This window comes from Pseudomonas sp. R9.37 (assembly GCF_963878885.1).
Classification (GTDB): Bacteria; Pseudomonadota; Gammaproteobacteria; order Pseudomonadales; family Pseudomonadaceae; genus Aquipseudomonas.
Genome location: NZ_CAWNZA010000049.1, coordinates 174,619 through 194,218 on the forward strand (window position 1 = coordinate 174,619; position 19,600 = coordinate 194,218).

15 protein-coding genes and 1 pseudogene are annotated in these 19,600 nt (G+C 62.5%); 9 read left to right on the top strand and 7 right to left on the bottom strand.

Features of this window, described 5'->3' with window-relative positions; genetic code table 11:
- Both lpdA and AACU78_RS28240 read left to right on the top strand, forming a co-directional pair.
- The gene (gene lpdA / locus AACU78_RS28235) at positions 1-1,380 is read left to right on the top strand and encodes a dihydrolipoyl dehydrogenase (RefSeq protein WP_106578879.1); all 1,380 of its coding nucleotides are present in this window, start codon (positions 1-3) and stop codon (positions 1,378-1,380) included.
- Between the two features lie 224 nt (positions 1,381-1,604).
- Complete coding sequence (locus tag AACU78_RS28240) at positions 1,605-2,624, top strand: branched-chain amino acid aminotransferase (protein WP_106578880.1); 1,020 nt, start codon at positions 1,605-1,607, stop codon at positions 2,622-2,624.
- Positions 2,625-2,758: 134 nt separating this feature from the next.
- On the opposite strand, the gene AACU78_RS28245 is transcribed toward AACU78_RS28240, so the two are convergent.
- The 5 genes from AACU78_RS28245 to AACU78_RS28265 form a co-directional block, all read right to left on the bottom strand.
- Positions 2,759-3,652: a GNAT family acetyltransferase gene (locus AACU78_RS28245; RefSeq protein ID WP_106578881.1), complete on the bottom strand. Its 894-nt coding sequence runs from the start codon at positions 3,650-3,652 to the stop codon at positions 2,759-2,761.
- A 380-nt stretch (positions 3,653-4,032) separates the two neighbouring features.
- A complete protein-coding gene (locus AACU78_RS28250; RefSeq protein WP_106578882.1) occupies positions 4,033-4,866 on the bottom strand; it encodes a TIGR03915 family putative DNA repair protein in 834 nt (277 codons plus the stop codon).
- The gene (locus tag AACU78_RS28255) at positions 4,863-6,083 is read right to left on the bottom strand and encodes a putative DNA modification/repair radical SAM protein (protein ID WP_106578883.1); all 1,221 of its coding nucleotides are present in this window, start codon (positions 6,081-6,083) and stop codon (positions 4,863-4,865) included. Before AACU78_RS28255 ends, AACU78_RS28250 begins: the two co-directional genes overlap by 4 nt.
- Before the next feature lie 81 nt (positions 6,084-6,164).
- Positions 6,165-7,502, bottom strand: a complete 1,338-nt coding sequence (locus tag AACU78_RS28260; RefSeq protein ID WP_106578884.1) for a lysine N(6)-hydroxylase/L-ornithine N(5)-oxygenase family protein — start codon at positions 7,500-7,502, stop codon at positions 6,165-6,167.
- A gap of 119 nt (positions 7,503-7,621) precedes the next feature.
- Positions 7,622-8,104 carry a sigma-70 family RNA polymerase sigma factor gene (locus AACU78_RS28265; protein ID WP_106578885.1) on the bottom strand — a complete coding sequence of 161 codons (483 nt, stop codon included), beginning with the start codon at positions 8,102-8,104 and terminating at the stop codon, positions 7,622-7,624.
- A gap of 256 nt (positions 8,105-8,360) precedes the next feature.
- Here AACU78_RS28265 and AACU78_RS28270 point away from each other — a divergent pair, with 256 nt between their 5' ends.
- The 7 genes and pseudogenes from AACU78_RS28270 to AACU78_RS28300 all read left to right on the top strand — a co-directional run bounded on the left by AACU78_RS28270 (position 8,361) and on the right by AACU78_RS28300 (position 17,209).
- On the top strand, positions 8,361-9,533 hold the full coding sequence (locus AACU78_RS28270) for an efflux RND transporter periplasmic adaptor subunit (protein WP_106578886.1): 1,173 nt from the start codon (positions 8,361-8,363) through the stop codon (positions 9,531-9,533).
- Positions 9,517-11,508, top strand: coding sequence for a MacB family efflux pump subunit (locus AACU78_RS28275; RefSeq protein ID WP_177410113.1), 1,992 nt, complete (start codon positions 9,517-9,519; stop codon positions 11,506-11,508). The genes AACU78_RS28270 and AACU78_RS28275 overlap by 17 nt, the downstream gene beginning before the upstream one ends.
- The gene (locus AACU78_RS28280) at positions 11,501-12,913 is read left to right on the top strand and encodes an efflux transporter outer membrane subunit (RefSeq protein ID WP_106578887.1); all 1,413 of its coding nucleotides are present in this window, start codon (positions 11,501-11,503) and stop codon (positions 12,911-12,913) included. Before AACU78_RS28275 ends, AACU78_RS28280 begins: the two co-directional genes overlap by 8 nt.
- Before the next feature lie 106 nt (positions 12,914-13,019).
- Positions 13,020-13,781, top strand: a complete 762-nt coding sequence (locus tag AACU78_RS28285; RefSeq protein WP_106578888.1) for an alpha/beta fold hydrolase — start codon at positions 13,020-13,022, stop codon at positions 13,779-13,781.
- Positions 13,782-13,890: 109 nt separating this feature from the next.
- A pseudogene (locus AACU78_RS28290) lies at positions 13,891-14,420 on the top strand (FadR/GntR family transcriptional regulator); the annotation flags it as partial.
- Between the two features lie 862 nt (positions 14,421-15,282).
- Positions 15,283-16,146, top strand: coding sequence for a LysR family transcriptional regulator (locus AACU78_RS28295; protein WP_106578889.1), 864 nt, complete (start codon positions 15,283-15,285; stop codon positions 16,144-16,146).
- A gap of 58 nt (positions 16,147-16,204) precedes the next feature.
- On the top strand, positions 16,205-17,209 hold the full coding sequence (locus AACU78_RS28300) for a LacI family DNA-binding transcriptional regulator (protein WP_106578890.1): 1,005 nt from the start codon (positions 16,205-16,207) through the stop codon (positions 17,207-17,209).
- Here AACU78_RS28300 and AACU78_RS28305 read toward each other — a convergent pair.
- Together AACU78_RS28305 and AACU78_RS28310 are read right to left on the bottom strand one after the other, a co-directional pair.
- Entirely contained in the window at positions 17,206-17,931 is a 726-nt protein-coding gene (locus AACU78_RS28305) for an SDR family oxidoreductase (protein ID WP_106578891.1), read from the bottom strand. The genes AACU78_RS28300 and AACU78_RS28305 overlap by 4 nt on opposite strands.
- Before the next feature lie 136 nt (positions 17,932-18,067).
- Positions 18,068-19,600 (bottom strand): FGGY-family carbohydrate kinase, encoded by a 1,533-nt coding sequence (locus AACU78_RS28310; protein WP_106578965.1) that lies wholly within the window; start codon positions 19,598-19,600, stop codon positions 18,068-18,070.

The window sequence follows — 19,600 nt, forward strand, 5'->3', positions numbered from 1 at the left end:
ATGTCCCAGACATTACACACCACGCTACTGATCATCGGTGGCGGCCCTGGCGGTTACGTCGCGGCGATTCGCGCTGGCCAGTTGGGTATCCCGACCATCCTGGTCGAAGGCCAGGCGCTGGGCGGCACTTGCCTGAACATCGGCTGCATTCCGTCCAAAGCCTTGATTCACGTGGCTGAGCAATTTCAGCAAAGCGTGCACCACAGCCAGGGTTCGCAGTTGGGCATCGAAGTCGACGTGCCGACGCTGGATATCCGCAAGAGCGTGGAATGGAAAGACGGCATTGTCGATCGCCTGACCACAGGCGTCGCCGCCCTGCTGAAAAAACACAAAGTGCAAGTGATCCACGGTTGGGCCAAGGTGGTCGATGGCAAGACGGTCGACGTCGGCGACCAGCGTATCCAATGCGAACACCTGCTGCTGGCCACCGGATCGAAGAGCGTCAACCTGCCGATGTTGCCGATTGGCGGGCCGATCATCTCTTCCACCGAAGCCCTGGCGCCCACGCATGTGCCCAAGCGTCTGATTGTGGTGGGCGGCGGCTATATCGGGCTGGAGCTGGGCATTGCCTACCGCAAGCTTGGCGCCGAAGTCAGTGTGGTCGAGGCGCAGGAACATATCCTGCCCGCCTATGACGCCGAGCTGACATTGCCGGTGGCAGAATCCCTCAAGCAACTGGGCGTGAAGCTGTACCTGAAACACAGCGTCACCGGTTTTGAGAACCAGTGCCTGCAAGTGCGCGATCCCAATGGCGACACCTTGTCGCTGGAAACCGATCAGGTGCTGGTGGCTGTGGGTCGCACACCCAATACCCAGGGCTGGAACCTGGAAGCGCTGAACCTGGACATGAACGGTTCGGCGATCAGGATCGACAGCCGTTGCCAGACCAGCATGCGCAACGTGTGGGCGATCGGCGACCTGAGCGGCGAGCCGATGCTGGCCCACCGCGCCATGGCTCAGGGCGAAATGGTGGCCGAACTGATCAGCGGTAAATCCCGCGAATTCAACCCGGCTGCAATCCCGGCGGTGTGCTTTACCGACCCGGAACTGGTGGTGGTCGGCAAGACCCCGGACGAAGCCAAGGCCGCCGGCCTGGACTGCATCGTGTCGAGCTTCCCGTTTGCGGCCAATGGCCGCGCCATGACCCTGGAATCCAAAACCGGCTTTGTGCGTGTGGTCGCGCGGCGTGACAACCACCTGATTGTCGGCTGGCAGGCCGTAGGCGTGGGCGTCTCCGAGCTGTCCACCGCCTTCGGCTTGAGCCTGGAAATGGGCGCGCGTCTGGAAGATGTGGCCGGCACCATCCACGCCCACCCGACGCTCGGCGAAGCTGTACAAGAAGCGGCCTTAAGAGCCTTGGGCCACGCGCTGCACCTGTAAATCCCCGGTGAGGCTATCGCGGGCAAGCCCGGCTCCCACAGGGGAATGCATTCCAAATGTGGGAGCTGGCTTGCCTGCGATAACGGCGGATCAGCCAACACACATGCTGAACGGCCTACCCACCTGCTCCCACACCGGCCAATAATGCAGTATTGTTGCGCCCATCCAGAAAAAACCGACACGCCTGCCTTCGACCAGGCGGTTGACCAGAGATAGAGGGTGTCATGGGTAACGAAAGCATCAATTGGGACAAGCTGGGTTTTGACTACATCAAGACCGACAAGCGGTTTCTCCAGGTCTGGAAAAACGGCGAATGGCAAGAAGGCACCCTGACCGACGACAACGTGCTGCACATCAGCGAGGGCTCCACGGCCCTGCATTATGGCCAGCAATGCTTTGAAGGCCTCAAGGCCTATCGTTGCAAGGACGGTTCGATCAACCTGTTCCGCCCCGACCAGAACGCCGCGCGCATGCAGCGCAGCTGTGCACGCCTGCTGATGCCGCACGTGTCCACCGAAGACTTCATCCAAGCGTGCAAGCAAGTGGTCAAGGCCAACGAGCGGTTCATCCCGCCGTACGGCAGCGGCGGCGCGCTGTACCTGCGCCCGTTCGTGATCGGCACCGGTGACAACATCGGCGTGCGTACCGCGCCGGAGTTCATCTTCTCGGTCTTCGCCATCCCGGTCGGCGCCTATTTCAAAGGCGGCCTGGTGCCGCACAACTTCCAGATCTCCACTTTCGACCGCGCCGCGCCACAAGGCACCGGCGCCGCCAAAGTGGGTGGCAACTACGCTGCCAGCCTGATGCCGGGTGCCGAAGCGAAAAAATCCGGTTTCGCCGATGCGATCTACCTGGACCCGATGACCCATTCGAAGATCGAAGAAGTCGGCTCGGCCAACTTCTTCGGGATCACCCACGACAACCAGTTCATCACGCCGAAGTCACCTTCGGTGCTGCCGGGCATCACCCGCCTGTCGCTGATCGAGCTGGCCCAGTCGCGCCTGGGCCTGAAAGTAGTCGAGGGCGAAGTGTTCATCGACAAACTGGATCAGTTCAAGGAAGCCGGTGCCTGCGGCACAGCCGCCGTGATCTCGCCGATCGGCGGCATCCAGTACAACGGCAAGCTGCACGTGTTCCACAGCGAAACCGAAGTCGGCCCGATCACCCAGCGGCTCTACAAAGAGCTGACCGGCGTGCAAACCGGCGACGTCGAAGCGCCAGAAGGCTGGATCGTCAAGGTCTAAGCCCAAAAGCCAGCCCCACACAACCCATGTGGGAGCTGGCTTGCCTGCGATAGCGGTCTATAGGTGACTGAACACGTTGACTGATAGACCGCCATCGCGGGCAAGCCCGTTCGCACATTTGCGCGGCGGTGTGTTCAGGACTGCGGCGGGATATTCACGGCTATTTTCTTGCCCATGCTGATCCTCGGCTCCACCCCATACCCCAGCGCCTCATAAAACCCCACCACCGCATCATTGCCGCCCGTAATCTGCAAATTGATCTTCATGCACCCCAGTGCAGTCAATGCCTGTTCGGCATGCCGCACCAACGAAGCCCCCAGGCCCTGCCGGCGATAATCGCTGTGCACCGCCACCGAATACAGCCAACCACGATGCCCGTCGTAACCGGCGAGAATGCTGCCGATCACAGCCTTTTTATCCGTGGCCACAAAAAACAACCCATCGTTGACCGCCAGCTTCTTATCAATCGCCAACGTCGGCAGGTTGTGCGCGGTGTCGTACCCAAACGCCTCCTGCCACAAGGCCACCACTTGTGCACGGTGCTGACGGTCGCGATACGGCCCGATGGGGTGACGGGACAACAGCGCCTTCTCCATCACCAGCGTGCGCTCGTTACCGTGGTAGACATCGCGCACCGTGTGGAAACCCATCTTGGTGTAGAACGGCTCGGCGGTCAGCGAAGACGGCACGCTCAAGACCGTCACCCCGGCATCTCGCGCACGCAGTTCGATCTCAATCATCAACAACCGGCCAATGCCCTGCCCCTGCAACGCCGGGTTGACGAATACCGAGCGCACCACATTGGCATCCAGCGCCGCAGTGGCGACGATCACCTGACCCTGCACCGCCACCAGCACAACCCGCCGCTGGAGCAAGGCCAGCACGGCGTCAGGCGTAAAATTGCTCGCCACGCGAGCGATCACATCCGCCGGGTAATCCCGCGCATTGCTGCTGTGTAAAGCCGCCAGGATGACCTGGCTGATCCCCTCGGCATCGGTGGTTTGGGCAAGACGAACAGCGGTAGACATGCATTCTCCTTCCTGGCTCGGGTGTCACGACCGCCACCATACTAATGTGGGAGCTGGCTTGCCTGCGATAGCGGTCTGTCAGTCAGAACATTCAGTACTGACCTATCGCTATCGCAGGCAAGCCAGCTCCCACAGTTTGAGCGCATTTCAAGCCTCTCAGCCGATTCGGCTGCCCCACCCCACTTTTCAGCTTTCCCGGCTGAGCCGCCCCTCTGTTTCAGCCGGAATTCCCCCACCGCAACGCACAAAATACCCCCACAGCTCAGCCCCCCATGGACCCGTGCACCCATGCAAACCACCAACACCGTCCTGATGATTCGCCCGCCGATGCATTCGGTGACTGACACACCGCTATCGGGTACCGGCCCCCTCTCGCCGTTTTAACCGTGCCCGCTGGAAATTCGCTTGCCCGGCTTGGTCCCAATCAGCTTCGCCTGCCCATCGCGCTGCTTGCCCGTCCGCGCCTCGCTGATCAACCCCGGAATCAACTTGCCCTCCGGCAGATTCTTCCAGAATCGACTGGGCAAATGCCCTTCCATCACTTTGGGGTTCAAGCGCGCCGGGTTGAAGATATGGCTGTAGTAGGTCAGCCACATGGCGCTGTGAGGGTCTTCGACGTTTTGCGCCAGTTGCTGCCAGGCTTGGGGGCATTCGCGTTGATGAATCAACTGCTGACCGTCGTAATACACCCCATCCAGCGGCGTAGCGATCATCCAGCGATGCCGGCCCATGCGCCCGATAAAGTGCTGACTGGCTGATTTCAATATGTCGTGGGCCGGCTCATGCCACGCCACGTATTCCGGCAACTGCGGCCCGGCCTCTGAGGGCAGCGCGATAAACCGCACAAATGCGTGCAGGTGGTGAGCTTCGCGACTCACCTGCTTGATCCGCCGTTGCAACTCACTGCCCAGCTTGTCTCCGGCCAGCATGGCGGTACGGTCGCCATGGCTGACTCGCCACAGCACCTCGTAGAGCAAGCTCCAGCGCTGATCGCCGTGATAGCAGGCGGCCGACTCCAACAGCGCCAACAGCGCCTTGGGAATGCGCGCCTGGAACGGCCCAAGCTGCGCAGGAATCGGCTCGTCGGTGGCAAACAGGTCTGCCACTTCGGCCTCGCCCCAGCTCACCTGGCTGGGGTCAACCTGATGGCTGAGCAGCCAGCGCGCCTGTTCGCGCCAGGTACTGAACAGGTTGTCGCATTCCAGGCTGATCATCCCCACAACCCCATTTGCTGAGGCTGCGGGCGGTCGCGCAGTTGCTCGCGCAGCAACACGCTGGTGGTGTCGGCCTGTTGTGGGTGGTAGTCGCTGGTGATGAAAAACGGCTTGGCCTTGGCCAGCACGCAGCGCATGCGCGCCAGGTCTTCGAAACGGATTTTGCGTTCGCGGCGCAGGTCCACCAGGCGCTGGGTAGTGCGCAAGCCGATGCCGGGGATGCGCGCAATCAACGTGGGTTCGGCGCGATTCAAGTCCAGCGGAAACACCTCGCGATGCTCCAGCGCCCAGGCCAGCTTGGGGTCGATATCCAGCGCCAGGTGGCCGGGGCCTTCAAACAGTTCGTTGGCGCTGAAACCGTAACTGCGCAACAGAAAGTCTGCCTGATACAAACGGTGCTCGCGCATCAGCGGCGGCGCCGCCAGGGGCACGCTTTTCGGGCTGTTGGGGATGGGGCTGAACGCCGAATAATAGACGCGGCGCAACTTGAAGTTGCCGTACAGCGCCTCGGCGCCGTGCAAGATGGTGCTGTCGTCGGTGTCGTCGGCGCCGACGATCATCTGCGTGCTCTGCCCGGCCGGGGCGAAACGCGGCGCGCGCGGCTCATTGAGGACGGTTTGCTCACCGGTGTAGATGGTTTGCATGGCTTGCTTGATTGAAACGATCTGCTTTTCCGGCGCCAGGGTTTGCAGGCTGGCATCGGTGGGCAACTCGATGTTCACGCTGAGCCGATCGGCATAACGCCCGGCCTCGGCGATCAGTGCCGGGTCGGCTTCGGGAATGGTCTTGAGGTGGATGTAGCCGCGAAAGTCATGCTCTTCGCGCAACAGCTTGGCGACCCTGACCAGTTGCTCCATGGTGTAGTCGGCCGAGCGAATAATGCCGGAACTGAGAAACAGCCCGCTGACGCAATTGCGCCGGTAGAAATCCAGGGTCAGGGTGACCACCTCCTCCGGGCTGAAACGCGCACGCGGCACGTCGCTGGAGCGGCGGTTGACGCAGTACTGGCAGTCGTAAAGACAGAAATTGGTCAGCAACACCTTGAGCAACGACACGCAACGGCCGTCCGGGGTGTAACTGTGGCAGATGCCCATGCCGTCGGTGGAACCCAGCCCGGCCTTGCCCTCGGAACTGCGCTTGGGCGCGCCACTGCTGGCGCAGGAAGCATCGTACTTGGCGGCGTCGGCGAGGATACTGAGTTTTTCGATCAACTGCATGGAGAGCTACCGATACTGGTTTTTTGTACAGTACCAGTAGCTCAACCTTGGCGCCAGTGCCGTCTGTAGGACTGTGCTCGATCAGCTCGCAGTTGCGAGGAGCAGGTCCTGCACCGAGCGCGCTTTGCCCCGATGGCGATCGTTTTCATACAACGACGCTGCGATCTCATCCGCCCGAATCGGCAGTACCGACAGCAAGGTATCGCTCAAGCCATGGCTGGCCTGGCTGAAGCCCTGGATATAGATGCCGGCCTTGCAGCGCTCGTCGGTGACGATGCGGTAGTCGCGCGCCACTTCGAAGTCGCCCATATAGGCTTCCAGCGGCGCGAGCAGTTCGCGGTGCATCTGGCGCTCGTAACCGGTGGCCAGGATCACCGCGTCGTAGTGGCTGACGCTGGTTTCGCCGCTGGCGTTGTTGCGCAAGGACAGTTCGATGCCCAGCGGGCTGGCGCTGGCTTTCTCGACCACGGTCATGGTGCGGAACGCCTGGCGGGCGACACCGGAGACTTTCTGGCGATAGAAAATGCCGTAGATGCGCTCGATCAGGTCCAGGTCAACCACCGAATAGTTGGTGTTCTGGTACTCGGCCACCAGGCGTTCGCGCTCGGCGCCGACCTGCTGGAACACCAGATCGGTAAACGCCGGTGAAAACACTTCGTTGACGAACGGGCTGTCGTCGGCGGGCTTGAGCGCCGAACCGCGCAGGATCATGTCGACCTGCACCGACGGGAAACTGTCGTTCAAGTCGATAAAGGCTTCAGCCGCGCTTTGCCCACCGCCAATGATTGCAATGCGCATCGCCTTGCCTTCAACACACGGCTGCTGGGCCATGCGCGCCAGGTACTGGGAATGGTGGAACACGCGGCCATCATCCTTGAGGGCCTTGAACGCTTCAGGCACACGCGGCGTGCCGCCGGCGCTGACCACCACCGAACGGGTGGTGCGCACATGCTGTTCGCCCAGCGCGTCACGGGAGATCACGCGCAGTGCTTCAACGTGTTGCTGTTGCAGGATCGGCTCGATCGCCAGCACTTCCTCGCCGTAGCGCGCCTGGGCCTGGAACTGCCCCGCGACCCAGCGCAGGTAGTCGTTGTACTCCATGCGGCACGGGTAAAAAGTGCCCAGGTTGATGAAGTCCACCAGGCGGTCGTGGGCCTTGAGGTAATTGACGAAGGAGTAAGGGCTGGTGGGGTTGCGCAAGGTCACCAGGTCCTTGAGGAACGAAATCTGCAGTTCGCTCTGGGTCACCAGGGTATTGCCGTGCCAACGGTAATCGGCCTGTTTGTCGAGAAACAGCACGTCCAGTTTGCCCTGGGCTTTTTCGCGCTCCTGCAGGGCGATGGCCAACGCCAGGTTCGAAGGGCCGAAACCGATACCGATCAGGTCGTGAACCGCGGGCGAAGCAATTGCCTGTGTCATTCCAGTGTCCTCTGGATAAGCCCCTTGGCGGTGGGGCGGGAATACCTTCACGACCTGCACAACAGGTCATGTGTTGATAGGAAACGAGGACAGTGAAATAAAATTTAACTGATCATTGATCAGTGCGCGTCCCACTCGCGCATGCGCACCCGGCAATGCTTCATGGCGTTGACGATGTGTTTCTCCACCAGGCTGCGGGAAATACTCAGGCGTTCGGCGATTTGCAGGTGGGACAGGCCGTCGAGTTTGCGCAGCAGGAAGCTGTCGCGGCAGGTGGCCGGCAGCTCGGACAGGGCACGCTCGAGCATTTCAAGGCGCTGGTCCTGATCGTGGCAGGCATGCGGTGAACTGGTGGCGAAACGCTCCTCGCTGTCCAGCACGTCCAGGGGTTCGGACTGGCGCAAGGCGTTACGCCGATGACCATCGATTACCAGGTTCAGCGCGGTGCGGTACAAAAACGCGCGCGGTTGTTCGATCGGCGTGTCACTTGAGCGCTCCAGCACTCGGACATAAGCGTCATGCACCACATCCTCGGCCACCTGACGGTTGCCCAGCTTGGCGTTAAGGAAACACACCAGCTCGCGATAGTAGTTTTCCAACATGACTCCCGGCCGTCAGGGCGACGGCATCAAATCCTTGAGTACTTAAGAAGACAGGCCATGGATGATGGCAGTTTGAGTGCGTGCAATTTATAGTAATTCTCATCTACTTTTAAAGAAGTCTTGCATCAATGCGCGAGTTTTTTATTCCATAGCGCTGTTTCCGTGTATGTAAACGCCTAAATCTGCGGGCAATTTTCTCGTATAACACTCAGCCCCTCCGCAACTGCGGCCCTCACTTCCTGGCTGGAACCAACGCATGAAACGCCCTCGCCCCGCTCGACGCGCCCTGCTCGCTGTCGCGTGCCTGATCCCCATCCTTGCGGTGGCCGCCTGGCAGGTGCTGCCGCCCGGCCGCGATACGCTGTCCACGGTCACCGTCACCCGCGGCAATATTGAAAACAGCGTCACGGCGCTGGGTACGCTGCAACCGCGCCGGTATGTCGACGTCGGCGCCCAGGCGTCCGGGCAGATCCGCGAGATTCACGTCGAGGCCGGGGATCAGGTCAAAGAAGGCCAGTTGCTGGTGGAAATCGACCCTTCGACGCAAAAAGCCAAACTCGACGCCAGTCGCTACTCCATCGAAAACCTCAAGGCCCAGCTGCAGGAACAGAAGGCCCAGCACGAACTCGCGCGTCAGAAATACCAGCGTCAACAGCGCCTGGCCGCCGGCAACGCCACTCGCGAAGAAGACGTGCAAACCGCCAAGGCCGAACTGAGTGCCACCCAGGCCCGGGTCGAGATGTTCCAGGCACAGATCCGCCAGGCCCAGGCCAGCCTGCGCAGCGACGAGGCGGAATTGGGCTATACACGCATCTATGCGCCCATGAGCGGCACCGTGGTAGCGGTGGACGCACGGGTCGGCCAGACCCTCAACGCCCAGCAACAGACGCCGCTGATCCTGCGCATTGCGAAGTTATCGCCGATGACCGTGTGGGCCGAAGTCTCCGAAGCCGACATAGGCCACGTCAAACCGGGCATGAGCGCCTATTTCACCACCCTCGCCGGTGGCAGCCGGCGCTGGACCAGCACCGTGCGCCAGATCTTGCCGATACCGCCCAAGCCGCTGAATGAAACCAGCCAGGGCAGTGGCAGCCCCAGCAGCGCCAGCAAAAGCGGGAGTGGCCGCGTGGTGCTCTACACCGTGCTGCTGGATGTGGACAACGCCGACAATGCGCTGATGGCCGAAATGACCACCCAGGTGTTTTTCGTCGCCAGTCAGGTCAAGGACGTACTCACGGCCCCCGTCGCGGCCTTGTTGGGCAGCCACGGCGCCGACCAGCCGTTCGCGCGGGTGGTGGCCAAAAACGGCGATATCGAGGAGCGCCCGGTGCGCCTGGGTATCAGCGACCGCCTGCGGGTCGAAGTGCTTGAGGGCTTGAACGAAGGCGATCACCTGCTGATCGGCCCGGTCGATGGCAACGGGGGTTGACTTGACCACGCCGCTGATCGAACTCAAGAACATCCGAAAATCCTACGGCGGCGGCGACAGCCCGCAGGTCGACGTGTTGCGCGGGATCGACCTGTCGATCCATGCCGGGGAATTCGTCGCCATCGTCGGCGCGTCGGGCTCCGGCAAATCCACGCTGATGAACATTCTCGGCTGCCTTGATCGCCCCACCGAGGGCGACTATCTGTTCGCCGGCGAAAACGTCGCGCACCTGGACAGCGACGAACTGGCCTGGCTGCGCCGTGAAGCCTTTGGTTTCGTGTTCCAGGGCTACCACCTGATCCCGTCGGGCTCGGCTCAGGAAAACGTCGAGATGCCGGCGATCTATGCCGGCATCAGCGCCGCCGAACGGCACGCCCGCGCCAAGGCGCTGCTGACCCGCCTGGGCCTGGCCGACCGCACCGGCAACCGCCCGCATCAGCTCTCCGGCGGCCAGCAACAACGCGTGTCCATTGCCCGCGCCCTGATGAACGGCGGGCATATCATTCTCGCCGACGAACCCACCGGCGCCCTCGACAGCCACAGCGGCGCCGAGGTGATGGCGCTGCTGGATGAACTGGCGGGCCAGGGCCATGTGGTCATTCTGATTACCCACGACCGTGAAGTGGCGGCGCGCGCCAACCGCATCATCGAGATCCGTGATGGCCTGATCATCAGTGACTCGGCAACCCGTGAAACCCACGTGCCCGCCGCCGCCCACAGCGGCGCGCTGCAAGCCGTGGACCTGCGCCAGCGCCTGGCCGACGGTGCCGAACACAACGGCGCCTGGAAAGCCGAACTGGTGGACGCCGTGCAAGCGGCCTGGCGAGTAATGTGGATCAACCGCTTCCGCACCGCGCTGACACTGCTGGGCATCATCATCGGCGTGGCGTCGGTGGTGGTGATGCTGGCGGTGGGCGAAGGCAGCAAGCGCCAGGTCATGGCGCAGATGGGCGCGTTCGGCTCCAACATCATCTACCTGAGTGGCTCCTCGCCCAACCCGCGCACGCCGCTGGGCATCGTTACCCTTAACGATGTCGCGGCCCTGGCGGCGCTGCCCCAGGTCAAGCGCATCATGCCGGTCAATGGCAGCGACGCCGGTGTACGGTTCGGCAATCTGGATTACCTCGCCTACGTGGGCGGCAACGACGTCAACTTCCCGGAGATCTTCAACTGGCCGGTGGTCGAGGGCAGCTACTTCACCGAGGCTGACGAGCGCGCCGGCGCCACCGTCGCCGTGATCGGCCACCGTATCCGCGAGAAACTGTTCAAAAACGTCGCCACCCCGATCGGCCAATACATCCTGATCGAAAACGTGCCTTTCCAGGTCATCGGTGTGCTGGCTGAAAAAGGCTCCAGTTCCGGCAACAAAGACAGCGATGACCGTGTCGCCATTCCCTACACCTCCGCCAGCGTGCGCCTGTTCGGCACCTACAACCCCGAATACGTGGCGATTGCCGCCGCCGATGCGCGCAAGGTGCATGAGGCCGAAATGGCCATCGACCAGTTGATGCTCAAGCTGCACAACGGCAAGCGCGACTACCAGTTGACCAACAACGCGGCAATGATCCAGGCCGAGGCGCGCACGCAGAACACCCTGTCGTTGATGCTCGGCTCGATTGCCGCGATTTCCCTGCTGGTGGGCGGTATCGGCGTGATGAACATCATGCTGATGACCGTGCGCGAACGGACTCGCGAAATTGGTATCCGCATGGCCACCGGCGCGCGCCAGCGCGACATCCTGCGCCAGTTCCTCACCGAGGCAGTGATGCTCTCGGTGGTTGGCGGGCTGTTCGGCATCGCTTTGGCGCTGCTGGTAGGCGGCGTGCTGGTGCTGGCCGAGGTGGCGGTGCAATTTTCCTTGTGGGCGGTGTTTGGCGCGTTTGGCTGTGCGTTGGTCACCGGTGTCGTATTCGGCTTTATGCCGGCCCGTAAAGCTGCCCGGCTCGATCCGGTTAAGGCGTTGACCAGTGAATAAACGATGCATCCCGCCGCACCTGCCCTTGCTCAGCCTGTGCCTGTTGCTCAACGCCTGCACCGGCCACCCGCCCCAGGTCGACAGCGGCATCGCGCCGCCCGCCGCGTGGCAATACGCCGAGCGACAGGCCACGCAAGCCACCAACCAGCGGTGGTGGACGCAATTTGGCAGCCCGCAACTCAACCGCCTGATCGACCAGGCCCGGCGCGACAGCTATGACGTGGCGGCAGCCATGGCGCGCGTGCGTCAGGCCCAGGCCAGCGCGGTGATTGCCGGCGCGCCGTTGTTGCCCGAGGTGAATTTCAACCTCACCGCCAGCCGCGAAAAACTGCTGCGCGGCAGCGGCAATTCCTCACTGGACGCAACGGAAAGTAATAAGACCGTCGACAGCTTCGGCGCCAACCTCACCGCCAGCTATGAAGTGGATTTCTGGGGCGGGCGTGCTGCCGCCCGCGACAGTGCCCTGCAGACCCTGCGCGCCAGTGAGTTCGACCAGGCCACCGTCGAGCTGACGCTGCTCAGCAACGTCGCCGACCGCTATGCGCAAACCCTCGCCGCGCGCCAGCGCCAACAGATCGCCGAGCTGAACCTGGCGAACGCGCGCAATGTGCTCGACCTGGTCCAGACCCGCTACGACGCCGGCTCCGCCACGGCCCTGGAACTGGCGCAACAGAAGAGCCTGGTGGCGAGCCAGCAACGCCAACTGCCGCTGATTCAGCAAGTGGCCGAAGAATCGCTGATCACCCTCGCTGCCCTTCTCGGCCAGCCCGTGCAAGCGCTGAACCTGGGCGCCGAGTCGTTCCAGGCGCTGACCTGGCCGAGCATCGGCCCGGGCGTGCCCAGCCGACTGCTCAGCCGCCGCCCCGACCTGGCCCAGGCCGAAGCGCAGCTTGCGGCGGCCAGTGCCAATGTCACGGTGGCCCGTGCGGCGATGCTGCCCACGGTGACCTTGGGCACCACGCTGGGATCGGGCGCCTACAAGGCCGAGGAACTCCTGCGCAGCCCGTTCTACAACCTGACCTCGGGCCTGGTGGCGCCGATCTTCAACAATGGTCGTTTAAGCGCCGAACGCGACAAGGCCCGCGCCCGTCAGGATGAGCTGCTGCAAACCTATCGCGGCGCCATCATCAACGGCTTTGCCGACGTGGAAAAGTCCCTGAGCAGCATCACGCGCCTGGATCAGCAACGCGACTGGCAAAGCCAAGAACTGCAACAGGCCCAGATCGCCTTCCGCATCGCCGAAAGCCGTTACCAAGCGGGCGCGGAGGACTTGCTGACGGTGCTCGAAACCCAACGCACGCTGTACGCGGCACAAGACCTGAATGTGCAACTGCGGCTGTCGCGTCTTCAAGCCAGCATTGCGCTGTACAAGGCATTGGGGGGTGGGTGGAACGCCGGTTTCTGATAACGAAACTCCGTTGTCCTACACAAACCGTTTAACAAACCTACATTCTTCGACCCGAGGTCCTTGGTAAAAAAGCCGTCTTCAAACGGCTGCCCGGACCTTCTTGATGAAACCCAGCGTTGTTGTAAAAAGCCTGGCGTGCGTCTGCCTCTGGCTGGTGGCAAGCCGGGCTTTTGCCGAGCCTCTGATCGCGCCCACGGCAATCGACTGGCTGCTGGATTGTCCCTTCCCCGCCTTTGAACGGCCGGACCCTGAGGTGCTGGAGCGCACCCAATGCGCCAGCGTCAGCGTGCCCCGTGACCACGCCGCGCCCAAGCGTGGCACGGTGCGCCTGGCCCTGACCCGTGTCGGCGCCCGGCAACCGCTCAGCCGCGAAGGTGTGGTGTTCATTCAGGCCGGCGAACCGCAAACGGGCCAGGGCGCAACCTTCGTCCTTAAACTGGTCGGCCGCTGGGAGTCCTACGCCACGGCGGCCTATCGCACCCTGACCAACCGTTATGACGTGATCGAACTGAGCCCCCGCGACCTGAGCCAGGAAACCGGTGTAGAACAGGCCGCGCGCGATATGGAGTTTGTGCGCGAACAACTGGGCGAGGCCCGGCTCAACTTCCTCGGCAATGCCCAGGCCACCCGACTTGGCAGTCGGTACGCCGCGCTGTTTACCGAACGCGTCGCGCGCATGGTCTTGGTCAACGCCGGGCACGCTGAGCCGGTGGCCTCCGGCGTCGAGCAATTGTTGCTCAAGGAATCATCCCGGCCCGACGCGGTTGCAGCCGGTTGCGCCAACCGCTGGGTCGCGGATTTTCTGGTCAACGGCCGACAGCCGCCGCCCTCCACGCGCTGTCTCGACCTCGGCCGCTGGGAATAATCACTGCGATTACGGCCTCTACGCGTCGAAGACGACACCCTGCGTTGACGCTCTCGACCAATCGTTATTAAGCGCTATTAATCCGCATTAATAGGCTCAATAGACGCCCATGCTCGGCCGCCCGTTGCGACGCAAACGCCAGAAGCTCTGCGATGTGATTGTCGAGTCGGTCGAGCGCTCCATCGTCACCGATGCCTTGAAACCCGGCGACCGCCTGCCTACCAAGCGCGAGTTGATGGAAAGCGTCCAGTGCTCCAAAGACTCGGCCCGTGGGGCGCTAAAAGCGCTGGAAGTGGAAGGCCTGGTGAGTACGCACACCGGTCCCGGTGGCGGCGTGTATCCGAACCCGGCCGGCACCGAACCCGCCAGCCGTGCGTTGCGTACCTACCTGCATTTTCAGCCCCTGGACGGCGAGCAGGTGTACCCGCTGCGCAAGGTCATCGAAGTAGAACTGGCAGTGTTGGTGCTCGGACGGTTGAGCAAAGACGACTCCACAAGCAGTTGCTGATTGCCTTTCGTGCCGGCGACGAACGCGCGGTGCGCAGCTTGATGCATGAACCCATATGCGATGCCGAACACCACATGACCGCGCTGGAAGGCGAGATCAGCCCGCACTGTTTGCTGGAGTTTGATCACTCTAAAAAAACCCACAGATCCACTGTGAAAACCCAACCAACGTGGGAGCTGGCTTGCCTGCGATGGCATCTACTGGTTATGCCTGATACACCGAGGTGTCTGCATCGCAGGCAAGCCAGCTCCCACAGAAAAGCAAAGCAGTGCGGTGCTGGCGGCTGCACTCGGTCAACTTGTGGGAGCGGGCTTGCCTGCGATGGCATCAACTGGGTGTGCCTGATAGACCGAGGTGCCTGCATCGCAGGCAAGCCAGCTCCCACAGAAAAGCAAAAGCAGTGCGGTGCAGTGCTGGCGGCTGCACTCGGTCAACTTGTGGGAGCGGGCTTGCTCGCGAAGGCGGTGTGTCAGTGATACATGAGCTGACTGAACCACCGCTTTCGCGAGCAAGCCCGCTCCCACATTTGGAGCTCAGTGCATCAGTTAGAAGTGTGTTGCTGTGCTGTCGCCCTGCTTTTGCTTCTACCACTCAGGTCGGCTACCAGGCCGCCGTGCTCTGCTTTTGATCTTGATCTAACAGGCCCCGTCAACCACGCTGGCCGAACGCAGGCTTGAATCCGTGGGTAACCCGGCAGGACGCCGGGTTAGCCGTGTTGGGCCATGGATGGCCCATCGCGGCGGCCCACGGATTCAAGCCGGAGTGAGGGCACACCGAGCCCAAGCGAGGTGCCGAGTGGTGGGGCAAAGACCTTTTGGTTACTTTTGGCTGGGCCGGCATTCCGGGCGTTTGCCAAAAGTGACCCGCTGTAAGAGCGGAACCCCAAGCCGCCATTACCGCAGCAACGGATATGCCCCCCAATCTACCTAATCAAGCCCACCCCAGCCCAGACCGTATTCCACTACAATCCCCCCATTCATCCCTGGGGGCTTCATGGACATCGAACTGGCACGCACCTTCCTCGAAATCACCCGCTGCGGCAGCCTGGCCGCCGCCGCCGAGAAACTGCACGTCACCCAGACCGCCATCACCGCACGCGTGAAAAACCTCGAAAGCCAGCTCGGCAGCACGCTGTTCATCCGCAACCGTGCCGGCGCCCGCCTGACCGCCGACGGCGAAGCCTTCGTGACATACGCCAACCAGCTGCTGCAAACCTGGGAAGCCGCAAAACGCGACCTGCCGTTGCCCGACGGTTACCGCAATGTCCTGCACATCGGCGGCGAAGTCAGCCTGTGCAATCCGCTGATGCTCGGCTGGGCGCAAGCCCTGCGCGAACACATCCCGGGGCACGCCCTGCGCACCGAAGTCCGTGAAGGCGAATACCTGCTGCGCCAACTGGAACTGGGCGTACTCGATGCCGCCCTCGTGTTTCAGCCTCAGTATTGGCCGGGCCTGCAGGTAGAACAGGTGCTGGAAGAAAAACTGATCCTGGTGCAACTGGTGAGCAAGCCGGACCCTTACGTCTACATCGACTGGGGTCCAGGCTTTCGCCAGCAACATGACACCGCCCTGCCCGACAAGGCCCGCGCCGCGCTGAGTTTCAACCTCGGCCCGCTGGCGTTGCAGTACATCCTGGAAAACGGCGGCGCCGGGTATTTCCGCACGCGTGTGGTGCAAAGCTACCTGGACAGCGGCGTGATGCAGCGCGTGCCGAAAGCACCGGAGTTCAGCTTTCCAACCTACCTGGTCTATTCACGCGCGCGCGATTCAGCTGTGTTGCAACAGGCCCTGGAATTGCTGCGCGGCGTGGTCAAGGCCGAAAGTGACTGGTCACAACGCTGGGACCCGCTGATTTGAATCACCCTGGACCTGCGCGCATGCTAGCCTGCGGGTGTTTCCTTTTGCAGCCTGACCGATGAACAAGAAAAAGTCCGTCACCATCAGCGACATTGCCAAACGGGTCGGCATGACCACCATCACCGTGTCCCGCGCGCTGAGCAAACCCGACCTGGTCAAACCCGCCACCCTGGCGCGCATCCTCGAAGTGGCGCGGGAGCTCGATTATGTGCCGAACGCTTTCGCCCGTGGGCTCAAGCGCAGTGAAAGCCTGATCATCGGCGTGATCACTGCCTCGGTAGACAACCCGTTCTACAGCGAAATGATCAAGGCAATTTCCCGTGAGGCCAAACAGCACGGCTACACCATCATGCTGGTGGACACCGACGAACTGGAAGAGCTGGAAAGCAAGGCCGTCGACACCCTGCTGGGCTACCGCGTGGCGGGGATCATCCTCTCGCCGGTCTCCGATGAGCCAAGCTACCAGCCCGATTACCTGGAGCGCCTGGGCAATGGCAAAACCCCGGTGGTGCTGCTCGACCGCACGCTTCACGACAGCCCGTTCAGCCGTGTAGTGCTCGACAACTACCACAGCGGCATCCAGGCCGCGCACTACCTGCTGCGCCAGACGCCCGAGCTCAAGCGCCTGCTGGTGCTGACCGGGCCTGCGCATTCACGTATCACCGTGGAACGCCTCAAGGGCCTGCGCGAAGTGCTTGCCGACCATCCACATATTGAAGTTGAAGTGCAGGCCGGCGACTACACGTTGATGCCGTCGTACCTGCACACCCTCGATTACCTGGCCGAACACACGGCGCCGGACGCGATCATGGGCTTCAACCAGTTGATCACCCTCGGCGCATTGCGTGCGTTGCGCATGCACAACATCGCGCACGACAGCCTGACCATCTGCGGCATCGACCGCCTGCCCTTCGCCGATATCTTCGGCGTGCCCATCGCCTGTGTGGCCCACGACGCGTCCCTGGCCGGCAGCAGCGCGGTACGCCTGCTGCTCGACCGCCTGCAAGACCCGTACAAGCCACGCGACAAAGTGGTGATCGCAGGCGTACTGGAAAACGGCTAGCGGCTGGTGTAGCCGCCATCGATCGGCAGGCTCACGCCGCTGATCATGCTGGCGGCGCTGCTCAGCAGGAACAGCACCGGCAGCGCCACGTCCAGCGTCTCAGCAAAACGCCCCAAGGGGATGGCTGCCAGCGCCGGGTCGCGCTTGGCCGGGTCGGACCAGGCCATGGCGGCCATCGGCGTGAGGGTGACCGTGGGGTTGACGCTGTTGATGCGAATACCGAAGCGGCCCCACTCGGCGCATTGCACGCGGGTGATGGCGTCCAGTGCAGCCTTGGAGGCGCAGTAGCTGAGGTGATCATCCAACGCCACCAGCGAGGCCTGGCTGGAGACGTTGACGATGCTGCCGGCAATCTTTGCCTCGATCATTTTTGCAGCGACCCGGCTCGCGACCTGGGCGGCGGCGCGGGCATTAACGTTCATCACCTGGTCGAACGCGGCAGCGCTGATGGCGGCGGCGGGTTCAAGACGGGAAATGCCGGCGCAGTTGACCAGGCCGTGCAGTGGCGGCAGGTCGTGCAGGGCATTGTCGAGGGCGGCGCTGTCGGCGATGTCCACGCATAAGGTGTTGCAGCCCAACTTGGCCAAGGCCTCGGCGTCGCGGCCGAGGGCGAAGACTTCGGCGCCGCTGTTGATGAGCTGAAGGGCAATTTCATGGCCAATGCCGCTGGTGGCGCCAGTGACGAGGATGCGCTGGTGGGTGAAGTTGAAGGTGGTGGTCATGGTCACTCTTCCATAGACAATAAAGGTCCACTGTGGGAGCTGGCTTGCCTGCGATTACGGTAGGTCAGTTAGCCCATTTGCCACTGATACACCGCTATCGCAGGCAAGCCAGCTCCCACATTCGGACCGTGTTGAATTAGTCGGATTGCAAGCTGTGCATGATCGGTTTGAGCGCTGGATACAGCTTCAAGTACTCGCCAAACGCCTGGTCATAGACCGCGACATTTTCGCGCTTGGGCTGCGCCCGCAACTCCAGCTGCACCCAGCCCTTCTCCATCGCCCCATCACTCACCAACCCCACCGTGTGCGCCGCCAGCAACGCTGCGCCCAGCGCCGCTTCCACCTCCTGCACAATGGTGTAGACCGGGTACCGCGTGACGTCCGCAATGATCTGCATCCACACATCCGAATGACTCGCCCCACCCACCACAATCAGGCGCGGGTCCAGTGAGTGCGCGCCCTGCGTGCCGGCTTCGATGTTGTGGCGCAGGGCGAAACTCACGCCTTCAAGCACCGCGCGGTACAGGTGGATGCGGCTGTGGTACAGGTTCAGCCCGACAAAACTGCCGCTGGCGCGGTCGTCCCACACAGGGCTGCGCTCGCCCATCAAATACGGCAGGAACAGCAAGCCTTCGCTGCCTGCCGGAACCTTCATCGCGCTCTGCTCCAGCAGCGCCAGACTGTCCTGCCCGGTGGCCTTGGCCTGCAGCTCTTCGGCCTGACAGAACTGTTCGCGAAACCAACTGACCGACGCCCCGGCGGTGATTGCGCCGCCAAAGATGTACAGGTCTCGATGGCCGTTGTAGACATGCGGCATGCTCACCAACCCGTGGCGCGCGTCCACTTGCTGGTTCAAGTAGCCCCAGCACATGCTGGTGCCGATCATCGCCACGTGGTTGCCCGGTTGTGTGACACCGGCGGCCAACGTCGCCATGGCGGCGTCCACACCTCCGGCGAGGATCGGCGTACCCGCGTGCAACCCCAGGCGTGCAGCCCACGCGCCCAACAAACCGCCCACGACTTCACCGGAATACACCAGCCGCTCGGGCATCATCGCCAAGGGAATGCCCAGTGCCGCCAGCATCTCTTCAGACCAGCCGCGCTGCGCCACATCGTAGACGCCGCCAATGTTGCCCGCGCTGCTGTGGTCCACCGCCAACTCGCCGGTCAGGCACCAGTTGATGTAACTGTTGGGCGGCAGCAGGTAACGCGTCTGCGCCCACACCTGCGGCTGGTGCTGCTTGAGCCAGAGCATCTTGGTGAAGCCGTAGTAGCTGTCCACCGAGTTGCCGGTGACCGCGAACAGACGCTCCAAATCCACCTGTTCACGCACCCATGCCACCTGCTCACTGGCGCGTCGGTCCATCCAGATCAGGCACGGGTGCAGCGGTGTGATCTGCGCATCCACGGCAATCCCCGAGCCGCCGTACAGGCTGCTGATGCACAGCGCCTTGACCTGCGCAGGCGCCACGCCGGCCTTGGCCATGCACTGCGCCACGCAGGCTTCCACGGCGTCCAGCCACACCTGCGGCCATTGCTCGGCCCAGCGCACTTTCGGGGTATCCACGCGATACCCCTGGCTGTGCTGGGCGATGATCGTGCCTTGACCATCCACCAGCAGCGCCTTGGTGCTCTGGGTTCCTATGTCGACACCTATTACGTATTCCAT